The organism is Candidatus Accumulibacter phosphatis (genome assembly GCF_012939955.1).
Taxonomy (GTDB): domain Bacteria; phylum Pseudomonadota; class Gammaproteobacteria; order Burkholderiales; family Rhodocyclaceae; genus Accumulibacter; species Accumulibacter delftensis.
Genome location: NZ_SPMY01000011.1, coordinates 70,656 through 87,930, shown reverse-complemented (window position 1 = coordinate 87,930; position 17,275 = coordinate 70,656). Strand labels below are relative to the sequence as shown.

Annotated in this window: 15 protein-coding genes; 12 read left to right on the top strand and 3 right to left on the bottom strand. The window is 62.2% G+C overall.

The annotated features are described in order from the left end of the window. The first annotated feature begins 220 nt into the window (after positions 1-220). From E4Q23_RS23570 to E4Q23_RS04220, 11 genes are all read left to right on the top strand, one after another. The gene (locus E4Q23_RS23570) at positions 221-1,264 is read left to right on the top strand and encodes a PEP-CTERM sorting domain-containing protein (protein WP_248595234.1); all 1,044 of its coding nucleotides are present in this window, start codon (positions 221-223) and stop codon (positions 1,262-1,264) included. Between the two features lie 87 nt (positions 1,265-1,351). Next, positions 1,352-2,680, top strand: coding sequence for a tetratricopeptide repeat protein (locus E4Q23_RS04265; RefSeq protein ID WP_169065477.1), 1,329 nt, complete (start codon positions 1,352-1,354; stop codon positions 2,678-2,680). A 483-nt stretch (positions 2,681-3,163) separates the two neighbouring features. Continuing rightward, the gene (locus tag E4Q23_RS04260) at positions 3,164-3,391 is read left to right on the top strand and encodes a hypothetical protein (RefSeq protein WP_169065476.1); all 228 of its coding nucleotides are present in this window, start codon (positions 3,164-3,166) and stop codon (positions 3,389-3,391) included. A 149-nt stretch (positions 3,392-3,540) separates the two neighbouring features. Beyond that, positions 3,541-4,941: an aspartate ammonia-lyase gene (locus E4Q23_RS04255; protein WP_169065475.1), complete on the top strand. Its 1,401-nt coding sequence runs from the start codon at positions 3,541-3,543 to the stop codon at positions 4,939-4,941. Between the two features lie 11 nt (positions 4,942-4,952). Further along, a complete protein-coding gene (locus tag E4Q23_RS04250; protein ID WP_169065474.1) occupies positions 4,953-5,222 on the top strand; it encodes a hypothetical protein in 270 nt (89 codons plus the stop codon). Between the two features lie 305 nt (positions 5,223-5,527). Continuing rightward, entirely contained in the window at positions 5,528-6,661 is a 1,134-nt protein-coding gene (locus E4Q23_RS04245; RefSeq protein ID WP_169065473.1) for an AI-2E family transporter, read from the top strand. Positions 6,662-6,665: 4 nt separating this feature from the next. Then, positions 6,666-8,231 carry an efflux transporter outer membrane subunit gene (locus E4Q23_RS04240; protein ID WP_169065472.1) on the top strand — a complete coding sequence of 522 codons (1,566 nt, stop codon included), beginning with the start codon at positions 6,666-6,668 and terminating at the stop codon, positions 8,229-8,231. Positions 8,232-8,320: 89 nt separating this feature from the next. Beyond that, positions 8,321-9,361: an HlyD family secretion protein gene (locus tag E4Q23_RS04235; protein ID WP_336511598.1), complete on the top strand. Its 1,041-nt coding sequence runs from the start codon at positions 8,321-8,323 to the stop codon at positions 9,359-9,361. Between the two features lie 7 nt (positions 9,362-9,368). Beyond that, positions 9,369-10,400: a DUF2955 domain-containing protein gene (locus tag E4Q23_RS04230; protein WP_211203635.1), complete on the top strand. Its 1,032-nt coding sequence runs from the start codon at positions 9,369-9,371 to the stop codon at positions 10,398-10,400. 14 nt (positions 10,401-10,414) lie between these two features. Then, positions 10,415-10,864, top strand: a complete 450-nt coding sequence (locus E4Q23_RS04225; RefSeq protein WP_211203634.1) for a two pore domain potassium channel family protein — start codon at positions 10,415-10,417, stop codon at positions 10,862-10,864. Positions 10,865-11,297: 433 nt separating this feature from the next. After that, positions 11,298-12,221, top strand: a complete 924-nt coding sequence (locus E4Q23_RS04220) for an anaerobic C4-dicarboxylate transporter family protein (protein ID WP_336511599.1) — start codon at positions 11,298-11,300, stop codon at positions 12,219-12,221. Positions 12,222-12,351: 130 nt separating this feature from the next. Here the strand turns inward: E4Q23_RS04220 and E4Q23_RS04215 are convergent, their stop codons facing one another. The 3 genes from E4Q23_RS04215 to E4Q23_RS04205 form a co-directional block, all read right to left on the bottom strand. Next, on the bottom strand, positions 12,352-13,131 hold the full coding sequence (locus tag E4Q23_RS04215) for a YqcI/YcgG family protein (RefSeq protein WP_248595242.1): 780 nt from the start codon (positions 13,129-13,131) through the stop codon (positions 12,352-12,354). 67 nt (positions 13,132-13,198) lie between these two features. Beyond that, positions 13,199-15,322, bottom strand: coding sequence for a non-ribosomal peptide synthetase (locus E4Q23_RS04210; protein WP_169065468.1), 2,124 nt, complete (start codon positions 15,320-15,322; stop codon positions 13,199-13,201). A 12-nt stretch (positions 15,323-15,334) separates the two neighbouring features. Beyond that, entirely contained in the window at positions 15,335-16,510 is a 1,176-nt protein-coding gene (locus tag E4Q23_RS04205) for a cupin domain-containing protein (protein ID WP_169065467.1), read from the bottom strand. 27 nt (positions 16,511-16,537) lie between these two features. Between E4Q23_RS04205 and E4Q23_RS04200 the strand changes: the two genes are divergently transcribed. Continuing rightward, positions 16,538-17,275: a hypothetical protein gene (locus E4Q23_RS04200; RefSeq protein WP_169065466.1), complete on the top strand. Its 738-nt coding sequence runs from the start codon at positions 16,538-16,540 to the stop codon at positions 17,273-17,275.

Below are 17,275 nucleotides of genomic sequence, written 5' to 3'. Positions count from 1 at the left end.
GCTGAGCACGGTTGCTCTGGTTGAGGCCCTTGAATTCCCTGTCCTTGATCGCGAGTGTGTCGACCTTTTTTACACTCCCCCCGCGTAAAGACCTCCCTTAAGTTCTTAAGTTATTGTTTTGTTGTGTAGTAATAAATGTGGCACAGATCATGCTTTGTATCTGGCGTAGCTCCCCAATCAAAGTCGATCGCCGTTCTACCTTTCTTCCCTGGAGACCAAAATGAAAAACATGTTCAAGACAAGCGCCATTGCTGCCGCGCTGCTTCTCGCCGCCGGTGCGGCCCAGGCCGGTACCGTCATTTACAACACCGGCTCTGCCGCTACCGCCGCCGTCGCGCTGGGGGTCAATGATGATGGTTCGCTGAACACTACGCCCAACATCGTTGTGAATTCTAGTGTGACTGGTTTGGCCTATCAGTTTGGCAGCGCTACCGCGTCGGACTGGCGTGACGCCACCTCGCCCGGCTGTTTTTGCGAAGGCTGGGGGGTATCGGTGAATGGCACGGATAGCGGCTATGCCAACGTTACCACTGATTCTGGGCCCAACAACCTGACCTTCGGCGCTGCAACCGCTGTTACAGGCAGCACGGTCACCACCACCACCAGCCTCACCAGCCTGCCCGGACTTGTCGTCAAGCAAGCCTATCAACCTTCAACCAATGCGCCGGGCGCATTGTTCCGCGATCACGTCACGATCACCAACACGACCGGTGCTGCGGTCTCCGACGTCAAGTACGTACGCGTCATGGACTGGGACGTCCCGCCGACCGAGTTCAGTGAATTTGTGACCATCAAGGGAACCGCCACTACCACGCTGCTCGAGGAATCAGGCGCCAACGGGTTCAACACCGCCAATCCGCTCGCGCCCTATTCCGACAGCGGTTACGGCTGCCATGACTCGGACTGTGAAGCATTCGGGCCATCGGACCATGGCGCCTACTTCCGTTTCAACTTCGGCTCCATCGCCGATGGCGAAACGTACGAATTTGATATTTTCTACGGTGCCGCGGGCGGAAAAGCCGCAGCCATCGCTGCCATCGCCGCTGAAAGCATTGAGCTGTATTCGCTTGGGCAGAGCAATAGCGGAGGCAGTGCCGATGATGATGCACCCACATTCATCTTCGGTTTCGCGGGCGTAGGCGGTAAACCTATTGAGTGCGGCCTGCCGGGACAACCTCCCTGCGACGTTCCTGAACCAGCCACTTTTGCGCTGTTGGGTCTGGGCCTTGCCGGTCTGGGATTTTCCCGCCGCCGGAAAGCCTGATCGATAGCACTCTCGACAATGTAGCAGTGCGGGCGAGGCAGGTAAGCGCTCGTTGAAGGAAAACCCACCGTGGCGTAAGATGCTGCGGTGGGTTTTTCTTTTTACGGGCTTTCAATCATGATATTCATTCGGCCGCTGATTCTCCTGCTCGTCTCGTCGCTTTTTTCCTGTCTGGCGAATGCCACTCCGCAGGCACTTGGCTCTGCCCCGCGCCTGACCCTCCCTGCGGACCAGACCGCCTCGCCGGCAGACCAGGACTATGCGGAAGGCATCAAAAAGCTGGCGGCAAACGACACCGAGGGTGCGGAACTCGCCTTCAATCGTGCTCTCAAGAAGCAGCCTGACCATGCCAACTCGCTTCTCGGCCTGGCGGAAATTGCCCACCAGAGACAGCATCCGGAGTTGGCCGCCAAGCTGATCAAACAGGCCGTCAAAGCCGCACCGGACAACGCTAATGCGCAGGCCTCGCTGGGCCGCCTGCTGGCTGTGCAGAAGAAGTATCCAGAGGCCGAGAAAGCGTTGAAAAAAGCGGCTGAACTGGATCCGAAACTGATCAGGCCGCGCATGGATCTGGCCGATCTCTATGCCACAGTGCTTGGCAAGCCGAGTGCGGCCTTATCCCTGTACGGACAGGTGCTGGACATTGACCCAAATCACGCCGGCGCAAATTACGCCTATGGGGTAACTCTGATGCGTGTGGGCGACTTGACCAAGGCGCGGGCTGCTTTGGAAACATCCGCCCGTCTGGCGCCAGCTAATCCGCTACCACTGCTGGCGTTGGCGCGTTTGAGCCTGCAACAGAAGGAACTGGATGAAGCCCTGATCTTGCTTGAGCGCGCCCTGACAATCCAGCCGACACTGGCCGACGCTTTGGAATTGCGTGGCGACATTCAGCAAGCACGTCGCAGCCCGGACAAAGCCCTGGCAGACTATTCCGCCGCTGTTCTTGCTCAGCCCGACCTGGTTACCGCATGGCTGAAGCAGGGGATTATTCAGCAACAGTTAGGCCAGTACGAGGAGGCCAAGAAATCCTATCTGGCGGCCATCAAGCTTGATCTCAAGCTGTCAGCCGCCTACAACAACCTCGCCTGGATGGAAACAGAAAATGGAAAAAACCTCGAACAGGCTGAGGTGTGGGCCAAAAAGGCGGTGCAACTGTCGCCAGATATCGCCGACTACCATGACACCCTCGCCTGGGTTTATCGTGCGCGAGGCAATTTAAAGGACGCCGAGCTGTCCTTGCAACGAGCCACTCGTCTACAACACGTGCCTGCTTCGGTGTTCTATCACTTGGGCGTGGTATTACAGGAAATGGGCAAACCTCAGGAAGCAGCGGTGGCATTCGAAAAGACCCTGACATTGGATAAGAATTACCCGGCTGCTCAGCAGGCATTACAACGATTGCAGGGTCGCTGAGAATTCGCCACGTGCAACCGGGCTAGGGTCGGCCCGTTTCCTGCCCGAGCGGTCCGACATCATCAGGCATGCGGGTCCGCACGGGCGGTTCGCGTCGTTGAGGTCACGAGAGTCGTCGTACGCCGAGTCAGTCAAAGTAGGCGGTGCGCGTGAGCCTGTTCAACTGTCAATGTGAAAGTCGCGCAAGCGACTCACGAAACTCCCTTCTCCCCTCGCGGGAGAAGGGCCGGGGGGACGGTCATGACTTTCATCATCCGGGGTCTCTCGAGTGTCATGATCGTTAGCAAGGACCCTCAGTGATTTCATGCAAGCTTGCCGGCGAGACACCGCTGAGCGGCTGCAAGGTCACTGCATCGCCTGCGACGCGACGGTCCGCAACGATGGTGACAGCTTTCTGCCCGGCTGACTACAGCGGCGACAGTGCCCCGCTTCAGGCAGACAGACGTCAGCCAAAAGCGATTCTTGCCTACCCGGCAGGGTACGTTGTACCTGCTTTCATCCGACGAAGCGAAAGCATGGCGAGTTAAGGAGATCATCAAGGCGGGCGGCATCATCGGCGTGTCGATCCTCATCGAATTCGTCTCGGTTGCTTCGCGCACGCTGAGAATGCCGCTCTCCGAGAGCCGCGAGGTGCTGGAAACGATCCGGAAAGTTATGCCTGTCCAGCCAGTGACTGGAATAAAGGCGGTCGTGGCGGGCAGACTCCGCTGAGTGCTGCGTTCGCGGGCCGGAATGTGGCGTAAGCTTGCAGCAGGCGTGTCCTGGCAGGTTGGCTTCGCAGGCGCACCGGATCGGTTTTCTCCAACACGGCTGTCAAGCTGCTGTGGCAGTCGCCTCTCACGCAAGCGAAAGGAAACGCAATGCCACGAATCGAAAAGGATTTCCTGGGCGAGAAGGAATTGCCCGACGACGCCTACTACGGCGTGCAGACGCTGCGCGGCCTGCACAACTTCCACATTACCGGCATCCCGATGTCGGCTGAGCCGTTCTTCGTGAAGGCGTTCGGGTACGTGAAGAAGGCGGCGGCGCTGACCAACCGCAATCTCGGCGTCATCGATGCCAGGATCGCCGACGCGATCATCGGAGCCTGTGACCGCCTGATCGCTGGCGACATGGACGACCAGTTCGTGACCGACTTCATCCAGGGCGGCGCCGGCACCTCGACCAACATGAACGCCAACGAGGTGATCGCCAACCTGGCACTCGAAAGCCTGGGCCACAAGAAGGGCGAGTACGAGTTCGTCAGCCCCAATGATCATGTCAACTGCGGGCAATCGACCAACGACGTCTATCCGACGGCGTTCCGGCTGGCGCTGATCCTGCGGCTGAGCAGCTACATGGATGCGCTGCGCCGCCTGGAGGATGCTTTCCACGCCAAGGGCAAGGAGTTCGAGGGGGTCCTGAAAATGGGTCGCACGCACCTTCAGGATGCCGTTCCGATGTCGCTCGGACAGGAATTCCACGGCTGGGGAACGACCATTGGCGAGGAGGTGCACCGCATCGCCGACGTGCGCCAGTTGCTGCACGAGGTCAACCTCGGAGCGACGGCGATCGGCACTTCGGTGACCGCCGCGCGCGGTTACCCGGAGCAGGTGACGCGCTGCCTGTCGGACCTCACCGGCGTCAAGCTGATCCTGGCCGGCGACCTGGTCGAGGCGACTTCCGACACCGGCGCCTATGTGCAGCTTTCCGGCGTGCTCAAGCGCACTTCGGCGAAGCTGACCAAGATCTGCAACGATATCCGCCTGCTCGCCTCGGGGCCGCGCTGCGGCTTCAACGAGATCAATCTGCCGCAGATGCAGCCCGGTTCGTCGATCATGCCGGGCAAGGTCAATCCGGTGATTCCGGAAGTTGTGAACCAGACCAGTTTCCTGGTCATCGGCCTCGACCTGACCGTCACGCTGGCCGCCTCGGCCGGCCAGTTGCAGCTCAACGTCATGGAGCCGGTGATCACCTTCGCACTGTTTACGTCCATTTTCACGATGGAACATGCAGTCAACAGCCTGCGCGTGAACTGCGTGCGCGGGATTACCGCCAACGCCGAGCATTCGCGCGACATGGTTCTCAACTCGCTGGGCATTGTTACCGTGCTCAAGCAGTCGCTGGGCTACAAGCAGTGCTCTGAAATAGCGCGCGAGGGCTACGAGACGGGCAAGTCGCTGCAGCAAATCGTCGTCGAGGAACGCAAGTTGCTGAGCCAGGAAAAATGGGACGAGCTGTTCTCCTTCGACAACCTGATCAGTGGCAACGTCGACAAGTGAGGAGCGTGAACATGAGCGAATCAAGAATCGGAATCTGGCGCCGCACCGTCGGGACGCTGACCGCCGTCGGACTCCTGGCGCTATCCGGTGCCGCCCTGGCTACCGACCAGTCGCAACAACGCCAGGAAGGTCGCGATACCAATCAGTCAGCCAAACAGGACGCGCGCTCGGAGAAGGTCGACTGCCGGGCCACCAACCAGCAGAGCAACGCCGCGTGCCGGCAAGACAAGCGCGAAACGAAACAGGATGGCCGCGAGGAGAAGCGGGACATCAAGTATTGATTGACAGTAGCGGTCGAATGCCGTGCTCGCCAGCTGCAGAGCACGCTTCGACCGTCTCCTCTGCTCGATAGGTTCGCTTCGTCCAAATCCTCGCCGCATTTCCGGCAGGTCGCCAGGCCGCTCCCGTTGCTCTTCGTTCTCGTCGTTCGCTTCGAATTCGCCGATGAATCAAGCTCATAGCGTCAGCTGGCATGTCATGCGTGGCGACGCTGTGGTGTGCTACATTCACGCCGCCGCCACATGGGGTGGCGTGCCGCCAGCACCGTTGCCGGCCCCATTCACCGCCGCATAGAAGGAGATCCCCGATGACCGCCCCTCGCGAACCCGACCACGAACTGGAAGACCGTCTGTCACGTCGCCTGCTCGACGTCTTTATCCGCGCCGGCCTGGTCCTGGCGTTGGTGTTGCTGTGCTACAAAATCTTCTCGCCATTCATGTCGATGATGCTGTGGGCGCTGATCCTGGCGATCACGATCTATCCGCTGCACCAGATGCTCGCCGCACGGATCGGTGGCAAGCAGGGGCTCGCGTCGACGCTCATCGTGCTGCTCGCCGTCGCGGTCATCATCACGCCGACCGTCATGCTGGCCAGCCAGTTCGGCGACTCGGTGCAAGGCGTGGTCCACGGCGTGCGCGACAACACGATCCAGGTGCCGGCGCCGTCCGACAAGGTGGCTTCCTGGCCGGTGGTGGGCGAGAAAGTGCATGAGTTCTGGTCGCAGGCGCACGCCGACCTGCCGGCACTGGTCAAGACCATGCAGCCGAAGATCGGCGAACTGGCGAGCAAGGCACTGGGCATGGTCGCCGGCCTCGGCGGTGGCCTGCTGATGTTCATCTTCTCGTTCATCGTCGCCGGCATCATGATGGCCTGGGGCGAAGCGGGCGCCAAGGCGATGCTGGAGATTTTCGAACGTATCGCCGGGCTGGCCCGCGGCAAGGAGTTCACCACGCTGTCGACGGCGACGGTGCGTGCCGTCGCCTCGGGCGTCATCGGCATCGCCTGTATTCAGGCGCTGATCATCGGCGTCGCGCTGATGATCGCCGGCGTCCCGTTCGCCGGCGTGCTGGCCGTGGTCGTCCTCGTGCTCGGCATCGCACAGTTGCCAGCACTGCTCGTCACGCTGCCGGTGATCGGCTGGATCTGGACGAGCGGCGACTACGGTACCGTTGCCGCCGCCGCCTACTCCGTTCTGCTGTTCGTCGGCGGCATGGCCGACAACGTCCTGAAACCGCTGATGCTCGGCCGCGGCGTCGATGCGCCGATGCCGGTGATCCTGATCGGCGCACTCGGTGGCATGGCCACGACCGGCATCCTCGGCATGTTCATCGGCGCGACCTTGCTGGCGCTGGGCTACCAGATCTTCATGCGCTGGGTGGCTGACAATCCGGAACGGACATCGACACGGCCTGCTGCCGATTCCTCCTCCACCACCGCCTGAGCCGATGCGGCGGTGCTTCGCCGGCGCCACCGGCCCGCGCCTGCCCGCTCTCGCTGCTGCGCTGTTGCTCGGCGGCTGCGTGGCGGTCGGGCCGGACTTCAAGCGGCCCGAAGTGCCGGCGCTGGCTGGCTGGTCGGGTGGCTCGCTGGCGACGCTGGTAGCGGAAAAGCGCGAGCGTCCGCGGCCGGAGGGCGATGAATGGTGGCGCAACTTCGACGACCCGGTGCTTGATGCGCTGGTCGCCGAGGCGCAGCGCGCCAACCCGAACGCGCGCACAGCCGGCATGCGCATCCTCGAGGCGCGCGCGCAACTGGCGATCGCCGGCAGCCTGCTCTATCCGCAACAGCAGCAGGTGACCGGCGCGGTACTGCGCACGGGAAGCGAGGCCAGCAGCGGGCCGGACAGCGCGCTGACGGCGTACAGCATCGGCTTTGGCGTCGGCTGGGAAATCGATTTCTGGGGCAAGTTCCGGCGCAGCATCGAGGCCGCCGACGCCGCTTACTTCGCCAGCATCGCCCAGTACGACGACATGCAGGTGCTGGTGGCAGCGCAGACCGCCTCTCTATACGCTGCGATCCGCACCCTTGAGTTGCGCCTGACGATCGCGCACGAGAACGCCGCACTACAGAAGCGCAGTCTGGAGATCACTGAACGGCTGTTCAAGCACGGCAACGATTCCGAACTCGACGTGCAGCAGGCGAAGTCGCAGTACCTGAGCACGCTTGCCTCCATCCCGCAACTGGAGGGCAGCCTGCGCCAGACGCAAAACGCGCTCTCCGTACTGCTCGCCCGCTCGCCGGGACCCCTGCCGGAAATGGCGGCAGGCCGGCAACGCATCCCGCAGACCGGGCTCGCGGTCGTCGCCGACATGCCCGCAGGGATGCTGCGCCGCCGCCCTGACGTGCGCGCAGCGGAGATGCAACTGGCGGCGCAGTCGGCGCTGATCGGCGTCAGCGTCGCCGACCTCTACCCGTCGATTGCCTTGCTGGGATCGCTCGGCCTTTCGGCCACGTCGCTGTCCGGTTCGCCGCGGACACTCGCCTGGGGAATAGGCCCGAGCCTGGTCTGGAACGTCTTCGACCACGGCCGCCTGAGCAACGAGGTGCTGGTCCAGGACGCTCGCTTCCAGCAACTCTATGAGCAGTACCAGGGGACGGTGCTCGCGGCGGCGCGCGAAGTCGATGACGCCGCCGCCGGCTTCGTCGCCAACCGCGACCAGCTGCCCCTGCTCGAGGAGGCGGTCAAGGCGGCGCGGCGTTCGCTCGCTATCGCCACCCTCCAGTACCGCGAGGGGATGGCCGGCTTCGAGCGCGTACTCGATTCGCAGCGCGCGCTGTTCAGCCAGCAGGAGCGGCAGGTCAACACCATGGGAAATGTTGCACAGAGCCTGGTCACGCTATACAAGGCGATGGGCGGTGGCTGGCAGCAGGGGCGCAAGCGGCCGCTGGTTGACGACGCGACGCGCGAGACGATGGCCGAGCGCAGCGCCTGGCGGGAGATGCTGGCAGTGCCTCTGCCGCCACCCGATGCCGGTCCGCCACAGATCACACCAGAGAGGGAAGCACGATGAGCCAGGAATCGTCCAGCCAGGACCCGTCGACCGTAGCCGCCAGCGAAGCGCCGCAAGCGGGGAAGGCAAGCCGTATCGGCGCGACGGTCGTGCTGGCGCTGATCGGCGGCAGCCTGCTCTGGTATTTTGCCGCCGATCGCGTCACTCCGTACTCCTCGCAGGCCCGCGTCCAGGCTTTTGTGGTGCCGGTGGCCGCCGAGGTGGCGGGCAAGGTGCTCGCGGTTCACGTCAGGAACGACGACGACGTGGGGCGCGGGCAAGCGCTCTTCGACATCGACCCGGAGCAATACCGGATCGCGCTGCAACGCAGCCGCTCGGACTTCGAATCGGTGCGCAGTTCAGTCAATGCCGCGGTGGAGACCGTGGCCGCCGCGCGCGCCTCGCTGCAGGCAGCGCAGGCCAATGAAGTCAAGGCCGAAAAGGACGCGGCGCGGCACGAGGCGCTCTACGCCGAGGATCCCGGCGCGATATCGGTGCGCCGACTGGAGGTCACACAGGCGACAGGGGTCGAGGCGCGCAGCCGGACAAAGGCTGCCGAAGCCGACGTGCGCAAGGCGCAGGAAGCCGCCGGCGAGGCCGGTGACAACAACGCACAGTTGCGCAGCGCGCGCGCGGCGATCGAAAAGGCCGCGCTCGACCTGGCGCGCACGAAAGTGGTCGCCCCCGCCGGCGGCCGTGTCGCCGATCTGCGCACCGAAGTCGGTCAGTTCGCACAGGCAGGTGCGCCGGTGATGACGCTGATTGCGATCCGCGACCTGTGGATCAGCGCGGACATGACCGAGAACAACCTCGGCAACCTCGAACCCGGCGACGAAGTGGCAATCGTTCTCGATATGCTCCCCGGCGAAGTGTTGAAAGGCCGCGTGCGCAGCGTTGGCAGCGGCGTCAGCTCCGCCCAGCAGGCGCCGCCGGGAACGCTGCCGACGATCGAAAACAGTCGCGACTGGCTGCGCCAGGCGCAGCGCTTCCCGGTGGCTGTCGAGTTCGATGCGACGGAGGCAAAGCGTCTGGGCAAGGTACGCATCGGCGGTCAGGCCGAGGTGATGGTCTACACCGGCGACAACTTCCTGATGAACACGCTCGGCGCGGCCTACATCCGCCTGATGAGCTGGCTCTCCTACCTCTACTGAGCCGATCATGATCGCTCCGGCTGACAAGGCGGTTCTGCGCTTGGCCGTCGGACTCGGTCTGGCCGTCCTGATTGCCTACGGCCTGGCCCTGTCGCTTCCGTACATCGTCTGCCTGATGGCAATGGTGGTGCTGTGCAAGCCGGGCCCGCCGATCCCGCCGGCCAAGGCCGTGGTCATCGCCCTGCTGTTTGCCGGACTGTTGGTGATGGGGGTGCTGATGGTCCCCTTGCTGGAGAACTACGCGCTGGCCGGCGTGCTTCTGACGGGGGTCATCCTTTACGCGCTGTTCTTCTTCGGTATCCGCACCGGCAACCCGCTGACAATGATTCTGGTCGTGGCCTTCACGCTGATCCCGGTCGCCGGGGTGGCCGACCAGGCGCTCGTCACCGCGATCAGCGTGGCGCTGGCCGTTGGCATCGCCGTTGGCAGCCTGGTCGGCGGTTTTTCGCATGCCTTCTTTCCCGACGCGCAAGAGCCGGCCGCGAAGGCAGCCAAGCCACCACGCCCCAGCCGTGAGACGGCAAGCTGGATCGCCCTGCGCGGCACGCTGGTAGTGCTGCCAGTGTTCGTTCTGGCCCTCACCGACCCCTCGTTCTATCTGGCGGCGATCATGAAGACGGTGTCTCTGGGCCAGCAGGCCGGTTCGACAGATACCCGTTCCGCCGGTCGGGAACTGCTGGGATCGACCCTGATGGGGGCGGGGATGGCTCTGCTCGTATGGTTCGGCCTGTCGCTGTGGCCGAACCTGTGGATGCTGATGCTGTGGATAATGGCGGCCGCCCTGTGGGCCGGCGCGCGGCTCTTCCGCGTCAAGGCGACGCCCTTCTCGCCCTCATTCTGGAGCAACGCGCTGATAACGATGCTGATCCTGCTCGGGCCGGCGATCGAGGACAGCGCCAGCGGCAAGGGTGTGCTCGCGGCGTCCGCCGTTCGTGTCTGCCTGTTCGTCGGCGTCGCGCTCTATGCCTGGGCGACCGTCTGGCTGCTCGAGCGCTGGCGCGCGTCGAGAAGCGAGGCCCTGTTCTTCCACCACAGCTGAAGGAGATGTTCGGCATGATACTGATTAACCTGGCAATCGGCTTGCTGACGATGATGATGTGCCTGGCCCTGCAGGTGATGTTCTCTCTCTGGAGCGTCCGTTACGTGGTGCGCCACTCGGACGAGCCGGGGTTCGGCAGTGCACTGCTCACGGGTACACGCAGGCTTTTGATGGCGATGGTGGTCATGATGCTGGGCAATTTTCTGCAGATCATGCTGTGGGGCGCCCTGTTCTTGTGGTTCGGAGAGTTCGCGGATTTCCATCAGGCGGTTTACCACTCGGGCGTCAATTTTACGTCGCTTGGCTATGGGGACGTGGTCATGAGCACCGACCGGAAACTCCTCGGCCCGCTCGAGGCGCTCAATGGCATCCTGATGCTCGGCCTGACCAGTGCGTCCCTGCTCGGCATCGTGCAACACCTGACCAAGGGGCATCGGCATCCGGCGAACACGGTCGCCAAATGAGAGGATCGAACGAGCCGACACCGGTTCAGTATTCAGTCCGCCTCCAGGCTTGACCGGCTGAAAGCAGCCTTGTGCTGCCTGTGTTTTGATTAGCGGCCGGCGTCGCGCGAATCCTGCCTGGCCGCGTGGTCGAAGAGGACCAGCGGTTCAGAAGAGCGGCGCGCCTGCGTTTGCTAGCACTCCTGCCTGCTCTATCGAAAGTCCAACGGAAGCGCGCACCCGGCCTCCTTTGTTCGCCATGCTCAGTAGGAAGTGACTAGGCCAATAAGGCCGCAGCAACTTTCTTGTCGGTTACGTTCATCACCTAGGTTTGACCTTGACTGGTCTTTGCCACTGGCCGAGGCACTTCCACGACGGGAACCCGTCGTCGAAGTCGACACGGGCCTAGTCGTTAACTCCCTGTCGCCGATTTGGGAGAGCCGACCATTGGCGGATCATCGTTTCTGGGCCCGTTTATACTGCGATCACCGGCAGTCCCGTGGCGGCTGCGACGGCGGCGATGATTGGTCTGTTCGCCGAAAAGGGGATGACGCAATGGGGGTTGCCGCAGATTTTGATGATTTGCGTTCCGGCCACGCTGACCGGTGTCGTGGCCGGCGCCCTGGTCTCGATGTTTCTCGGCAAGGATCTGAAGGACGATCCCGAGTACCGGGCGCGCCTGGCGGCTGGCGACATACCCGCACCGCAGGCGGCCGCCGATCGACAGCCGCACAAGCCAGCAGCCAAAATCTCCGCCTACCTGTTTCTGAGCGGTGTCGCGCTGGTCGTCTTGCTGGGCTTCTTCCCCGACTTGCGACAGCTGTGCGGCGCCAAGGGCGCCATCGGCATGCCGATCGTGATCGAAGTGGTGATGATGTCCGTCGCGGCGATCATGCTGATGCTGACCAGGGTGAATGTCGACGCAGTTCCCAAGACGGCGACGCGCCGCGCCGGCGTCGTGGCGGTCATCGGGATTTTCGGTCTGGCGTGGCTGGGTGACAGCTTCATCGCTGCCAACAAGGAGGTCATCGTGCCGGCGATCGGGCATCTGGCGGAAGTCGCGCCGTGGACCTTTGCCTTTGGCCTCTTCTTCTCATCGGTGCTGCTCTACAGTCAGGCGGCGACGACCCGGGCGCTGATGCCGCTGGGGATCGTGCTCGGGATTCCACCGCAATTCCTGATCGCGATGTTTCCGTCGGTCAATGGCGACTTCTTCATTCCGACCTATGGTTCCCTGATTGCGGCGATCAACTTCGACTTGTCAGGGACCACCAAGATCGGCAAGTACGTGCTCAATCCCTCGTTCATGATCCCGGGCCTCGTGGCCACCGCTACCGCCGTGTCCACGGGCCTGTTGCTGGCGCGGCTGATGTTCTGAGGTGTTTTGTCCGGCCTTGCTCAAAGCGGGCTTTCGGTGGCGTTTCAGCAACTCGTGGACGCAGGAGAGGCATGGCGAATGGTCAATCACGCCCAGCAGGGTGTTCTGGAGAATAGCCCCTGCCAAAGGTCTACCAATGGCCGCTTTCGCAGCCATTAACCGGCGCGGTATCACCCATGTGGACGTCAGGGTTTCCCAGGCCTCCTGCTCCCGTGTTGAGAAAGGGACACTTGCCGGTCACCCGCGAGTTGCTGTCAGGCAGTGCGTATTGCTTCCATTCGCGGTTCGCCGCATCGCCGTAGACCCCGAGGTCGGGGTGCGCCGGCATTTGGTCCCATTGCGCCAGCCGTTCGCGGGTCTTCTTCCGCGCTTCAATTCCAGCGCGCGAGTCGCCTTCGATACCGAAGAACGAGCTGCGCGGTTGCATGAGGATAATCATTCCGGGGCCAAGATTGCGACTGGAGCGCAGCCGGTAGCAAGGGGCACCGCAAAAAACGAAGATTGGCTCGCCAGCGAAGCAAAACTCCCAATCCGGGCTGTCGGGCTGCGACGAAATATGCTCTGGCCAAGGGCTTGGATCGGCTTCGGATAGCGCCTCAAGCGTGGACCAAAATCGCTCCTGGTAGTCTGTAATGCCAAGGGGCCGTTCGTCGGGGGGAAAGAATATCGTCAGGTTTCGCCTCTGGCGCGCGGCGAGCCTGGCACTGGCAAGAAAATTCTGCAAGGTTCGCGCCAGTGTTTGTCCGGGGCATGAATCGGCAATCGTGTAATAGAGTTCACCTCGGCTCTCGGCAGCGCTACCAAAGTGGCAGGGGTACGCGGGATTGCTAACGATTGCCTGAAAGATCTCGTAGGACTCCGCAAACCAGTCGGGTGGCTGAACGGCTCTGCCGATCCTGTCGCCAAGCATTAGGCGTGCGCGATAGTCAGACGCTACTGACGGTTCGGTGGCAAGCATACGCGTTCTCCTTTGATGCCTAAGTCAGGTTCGGCAATGCGCCGTAGTCGACCTTGCCGTTGGCGAGAAGAGGTAGCTGCGCTAGGTCCACGAAAGCACTGGGCATCATGTAACCCGGGAGTTTCGCGCGGCAAAACTGGTGCAGGTCGGCGGGGCCGGGAGCCGGACCAGCCCTGCCGACTACGTAGGCGACAAGGCGCTTCTGTCCGTTGCGGTCGGCGCGCACAGTGACCGCGACGCGCGCCAGGGCGGGGTGCTTGCGCAGCGTGTTCTCGATCTCTCCTGGCTCGACTCTGGCGCCACGGATCTTCACTTGCTGATCGAAGCGACCGAGAAACTCGATGACACCGTCAGCGGTGTAGCGGGCGCGGTCTCCGGATCGATAGAGACGGCCAACACTCCCCGGAACGCCGAACGGGTCGACAACGAAGCACTGCTCGGTAAGGCCGGGCTGGCGCAAATATCCGCGTGCAAGGGCGATGCCACCAATATAAAGCTCGCCGCTGACACCAGGAGGAACTGGGCGCTGCGCCCGATTGAGCACGTGGATTTGCACATTGGCCATGGGCCGCCCCAAAGGGACGGCGCGCAGGGGCTCTGAGCGCGGATCACATTCCCATCCGGTTACCGAGATGGCTGCCTCGGTCGGCCCGTAAAGGTGGAGAAGCTTGGCCTCGAGCACGGCGAAAAAGCGGCTGACCAATTCAGGCGGAAGCACCTCGGCACCACACATCACCAAGCGCAGGCTGGTACAGGCGCCAACGCCCGGTAGCGCCACGAAAGCCTGGAGGATCGATGGTACGAAGTGAGCCACGGCAACATGGTGCTGCTGTATGAGTTTGCCAAGATAAGGGATGTCCAGATGCTTGCCCGCTTGCGCCAGGACGAGTCGCCCACCAAAGCAAAGCGGCCAGAGGAACTCCTTGATCGAGACGTCGAATGTGAAGGGCGTTTTCTGCAGTACCGCCTCGCCAGCACTCAATGGCCAGTGCTCTTGCAACCAGAACAGATTGTTGAGAAGCGCGCGGTGTTCGAGGAGAGTCCCTTTGGGCACTCCTGTAGACCCCGATGTATGCATCACGCAGGCAAGCCCCTCTGGCCGCCCGAGTCGCATGCAGAATGCCGGCTCGCCGGCTACGGGAAGTTCGTCAATCAGCAGCACCGGCAGCCCGAAGCTCGCCATATGGGCCTGCCATCGTGACTCGGTGACGATCAGTCGCGGAGCACTGTCTTCGACGACGCGCGCGTTGTAGTCGGCAGGAAAGCGTGGATCGATCGGCACGTAGGCGCCACCGGCGCGTAGTATCCCGAGAATTCCGACCACCATGGCCAGCGAGCGCTCAGCGCACAGCGGTACGAGCACGTCGCAATCAACGCCACGATTACGCAGCTCGCAGGCCAGCTGACGCGAACGTCGCTCGAGTTCGTGGTAGGAAAGCGCTTGCCCGTCGATCTCCAGTGCGACGGCATCGGGTGTGCGCCGCGCCTGTGCTTCGAAAAGCCAATGGAGGCACTGTTCGTAGGCGTAGGGTGCGCTGGTCGCATTCCACTGATAGACGATGCGATCGTATTCGTCCTGAGCGAGCCACTCGATATCCTTGCTGACGCAACAATTCGGAATGCTGGCAATGGCGCGCAGGAATCCGCGCTCGAGCCACTCCAGCAGCGCTGGCGCAGTGATCCGATCGTCGTAGGTAATCGCGATTTCACTTACGCGCAGTCCATCGAGAACAAGCTCGAGAGCAAGGCCAGATGCTGCGGGCACGGCAGCCGGAATAGCCCGGCGCGAGTGGGTGATGGTCAGCCGGGCGTCGAAGGCTTCCGCTGCCGGGTCGCTGCTGCGTCGGCGAGTTTGGCGCCCGATTTCGCGACATAGCTGAACGAGATCCTGCGACGGCGAGGTGGTCAGCTGTAAGGAGTGCAGCGTTCCTGATGAGCCATCGAGGACGACGCCAAGGTTTACCAAATCGGCGTCGTGGATCTGCGCCACGACGAGCCCGAATGCGGCAATCAGCAGTTCCTCAGGGCGCAGCTTGTGCCTTGCCAGCCATACCGCGTCTAGCGCCAAGTCTGGACTGGACCGCCACTGTTCGGCATTCGCTGTTGCCAGGTCGGCAGTGTCCGAAAGGAGGGTCGCATCCACGGCATCAAGCCGCTAGTGCGTTGATCGCAGTCGATCGACGAGTTCGCGCAGCTTTGCGTCCACGATCGGCTGGTGATAGACACACTGGTCAGTGGTGACGACTGAGCCATGCAAACGATGCTTGGGCACGAAGATCATGTCGCCGGGCTCGAAATGCAAGGGCTGGCCGTAGCTGTGCCAGAAATCCATCTCGCCCGATTCGATGACCAACAGCCGGTCGGTATCGTGAACGTGCGTTGTCGATCGCTCGCTCGATGGCTCGACGTAGGTTTCCATGGCTACCGCCAAAGCCCGATCACGGATGATGCGCATGTAATCTTCGGCAAGCGCGCGATGCTCGGCGGGGTGACCCGCCCAAGCGATCTGCCGCCCGAGATCCTCGTTGGCAGCGACCCAAACCCGGCACATTCCCTGGAGGCCTCGCTTGAAGGCGTTCAAGCACTCCGCTTGCTCTGCTCCCGGCGTTTTTTCGAGCAGTTTCAGGGCTTCGCTACACAGAGCGTCGCTGCCGCCGCCTTGCTCATCGCTCGACCAGAACATATCGCTGCCAAATGCCGAAACAAAAACCTCGCGCCAACAGCGGGCGAGTTGGAGTGAGCAAAGTCGATCTGCGACGATGGCGCCCGCAGCTTCAAAGAAGCGGCTCGGTGCCCTCAATGTGCGAGCCAGATAGTTGGCAACGGCAAGCTGCGATCCCAGGTAGAACTGCCAATACGCGTGCGGAGTTGTGCTCAGCTGCGCAGCATTCGCCAAAGCCGGATAGGCTCTGCGCCAGGCGGGTACTACCCCTGCAGCAGCGGCGATCCACTCGTTCCAGTGACCATCGAGACCGGCGACCACGTAGCGCTGGCGTGCGAAGTCGCGAGCGCGCAGCGGACCGCAGATCTGAATCGCTAGCAGTTGCGCCATGCGGGTGCTGGAAGCCGATCCCTCGATCGTATGGGCGACGGCGCTCGCCGAGTTCTCGAACTCGGCGAGCGAGCGCTCGATCAGGCTCGCCGGTTCTTCGTCCGTATCGTGCAGCGCATCGTCAATCCAGGCAAAACAGTGGCGCTCCAGCGCACCGCGCACGCGCTCGCCGAGCACTCGGTTAGCAGTCGAGTAGAACGCGGCGCGGTCGGTGTGAGCTTGCTGCGAAAGCGACTCGCCAACGAAGGAAAGATCCGCCTCATAGATGTTGAAGAGCATGCGGTTGCCCATGAGTGAGCACAAGGCATGAACGTGGTCTTGATCGACAGGTCGAGAAAAATCCAGAAAAGACAAATCCTGTGCGCGAACCGGTCGGTGAAAAGGGTTATCGAAGATTACCTCGTCCCCGGTCGCACTGCGAAATTGGGGCTGCTCGGCATAAGCACGCAGCGCAGCGTCCAGCGCACTGCGGGAAAGCATGTCTTGCTCGCCAATCAAGTCTTTGCTTTGTTCATTTATCGGTTTATACATCGCAAAAACTCCTTGCCATCGGCAGTCGGGAGAACACGAGAACGGGATACCTGTCGGCAACGCTGTGAATGCCTCGGCCATTCGGCTGACAGGAACGCGTTTGATTCGATCGCGCTGGATTGGCGCACCAGTCCCGCAGTGTTTCGCGTTCTCGGTCACCACCGTGAAACCGATCATTGCATGCTTCTGAATCGTCAAATTCCCGCGGCGTGGTGTGTGCACCGGAAACCCAGCCACCGTCATTCCGAGAGTGAGCCTCAAGACAGTTGCACAATCGGCGAAAGGAATAAGCAAAATTTAGGCCTTTTTCGGCAATTAATTGATATGGAAACAGTTTTCGCTTTCTTCTTTGTCTATTTCTTGAGCGAGTGTAAATTATTTCGACACCAGATCGCCCACTCGTTGGCGATCGAGATTGTTGGACGTCGGAGCACGGGCGCTTACCTGCATTTGCCCGGCCCAGGTGCCGAAAAGGCTGCCGAAACCAGCGTTAAGGCAGCGGGCGAGAGATGA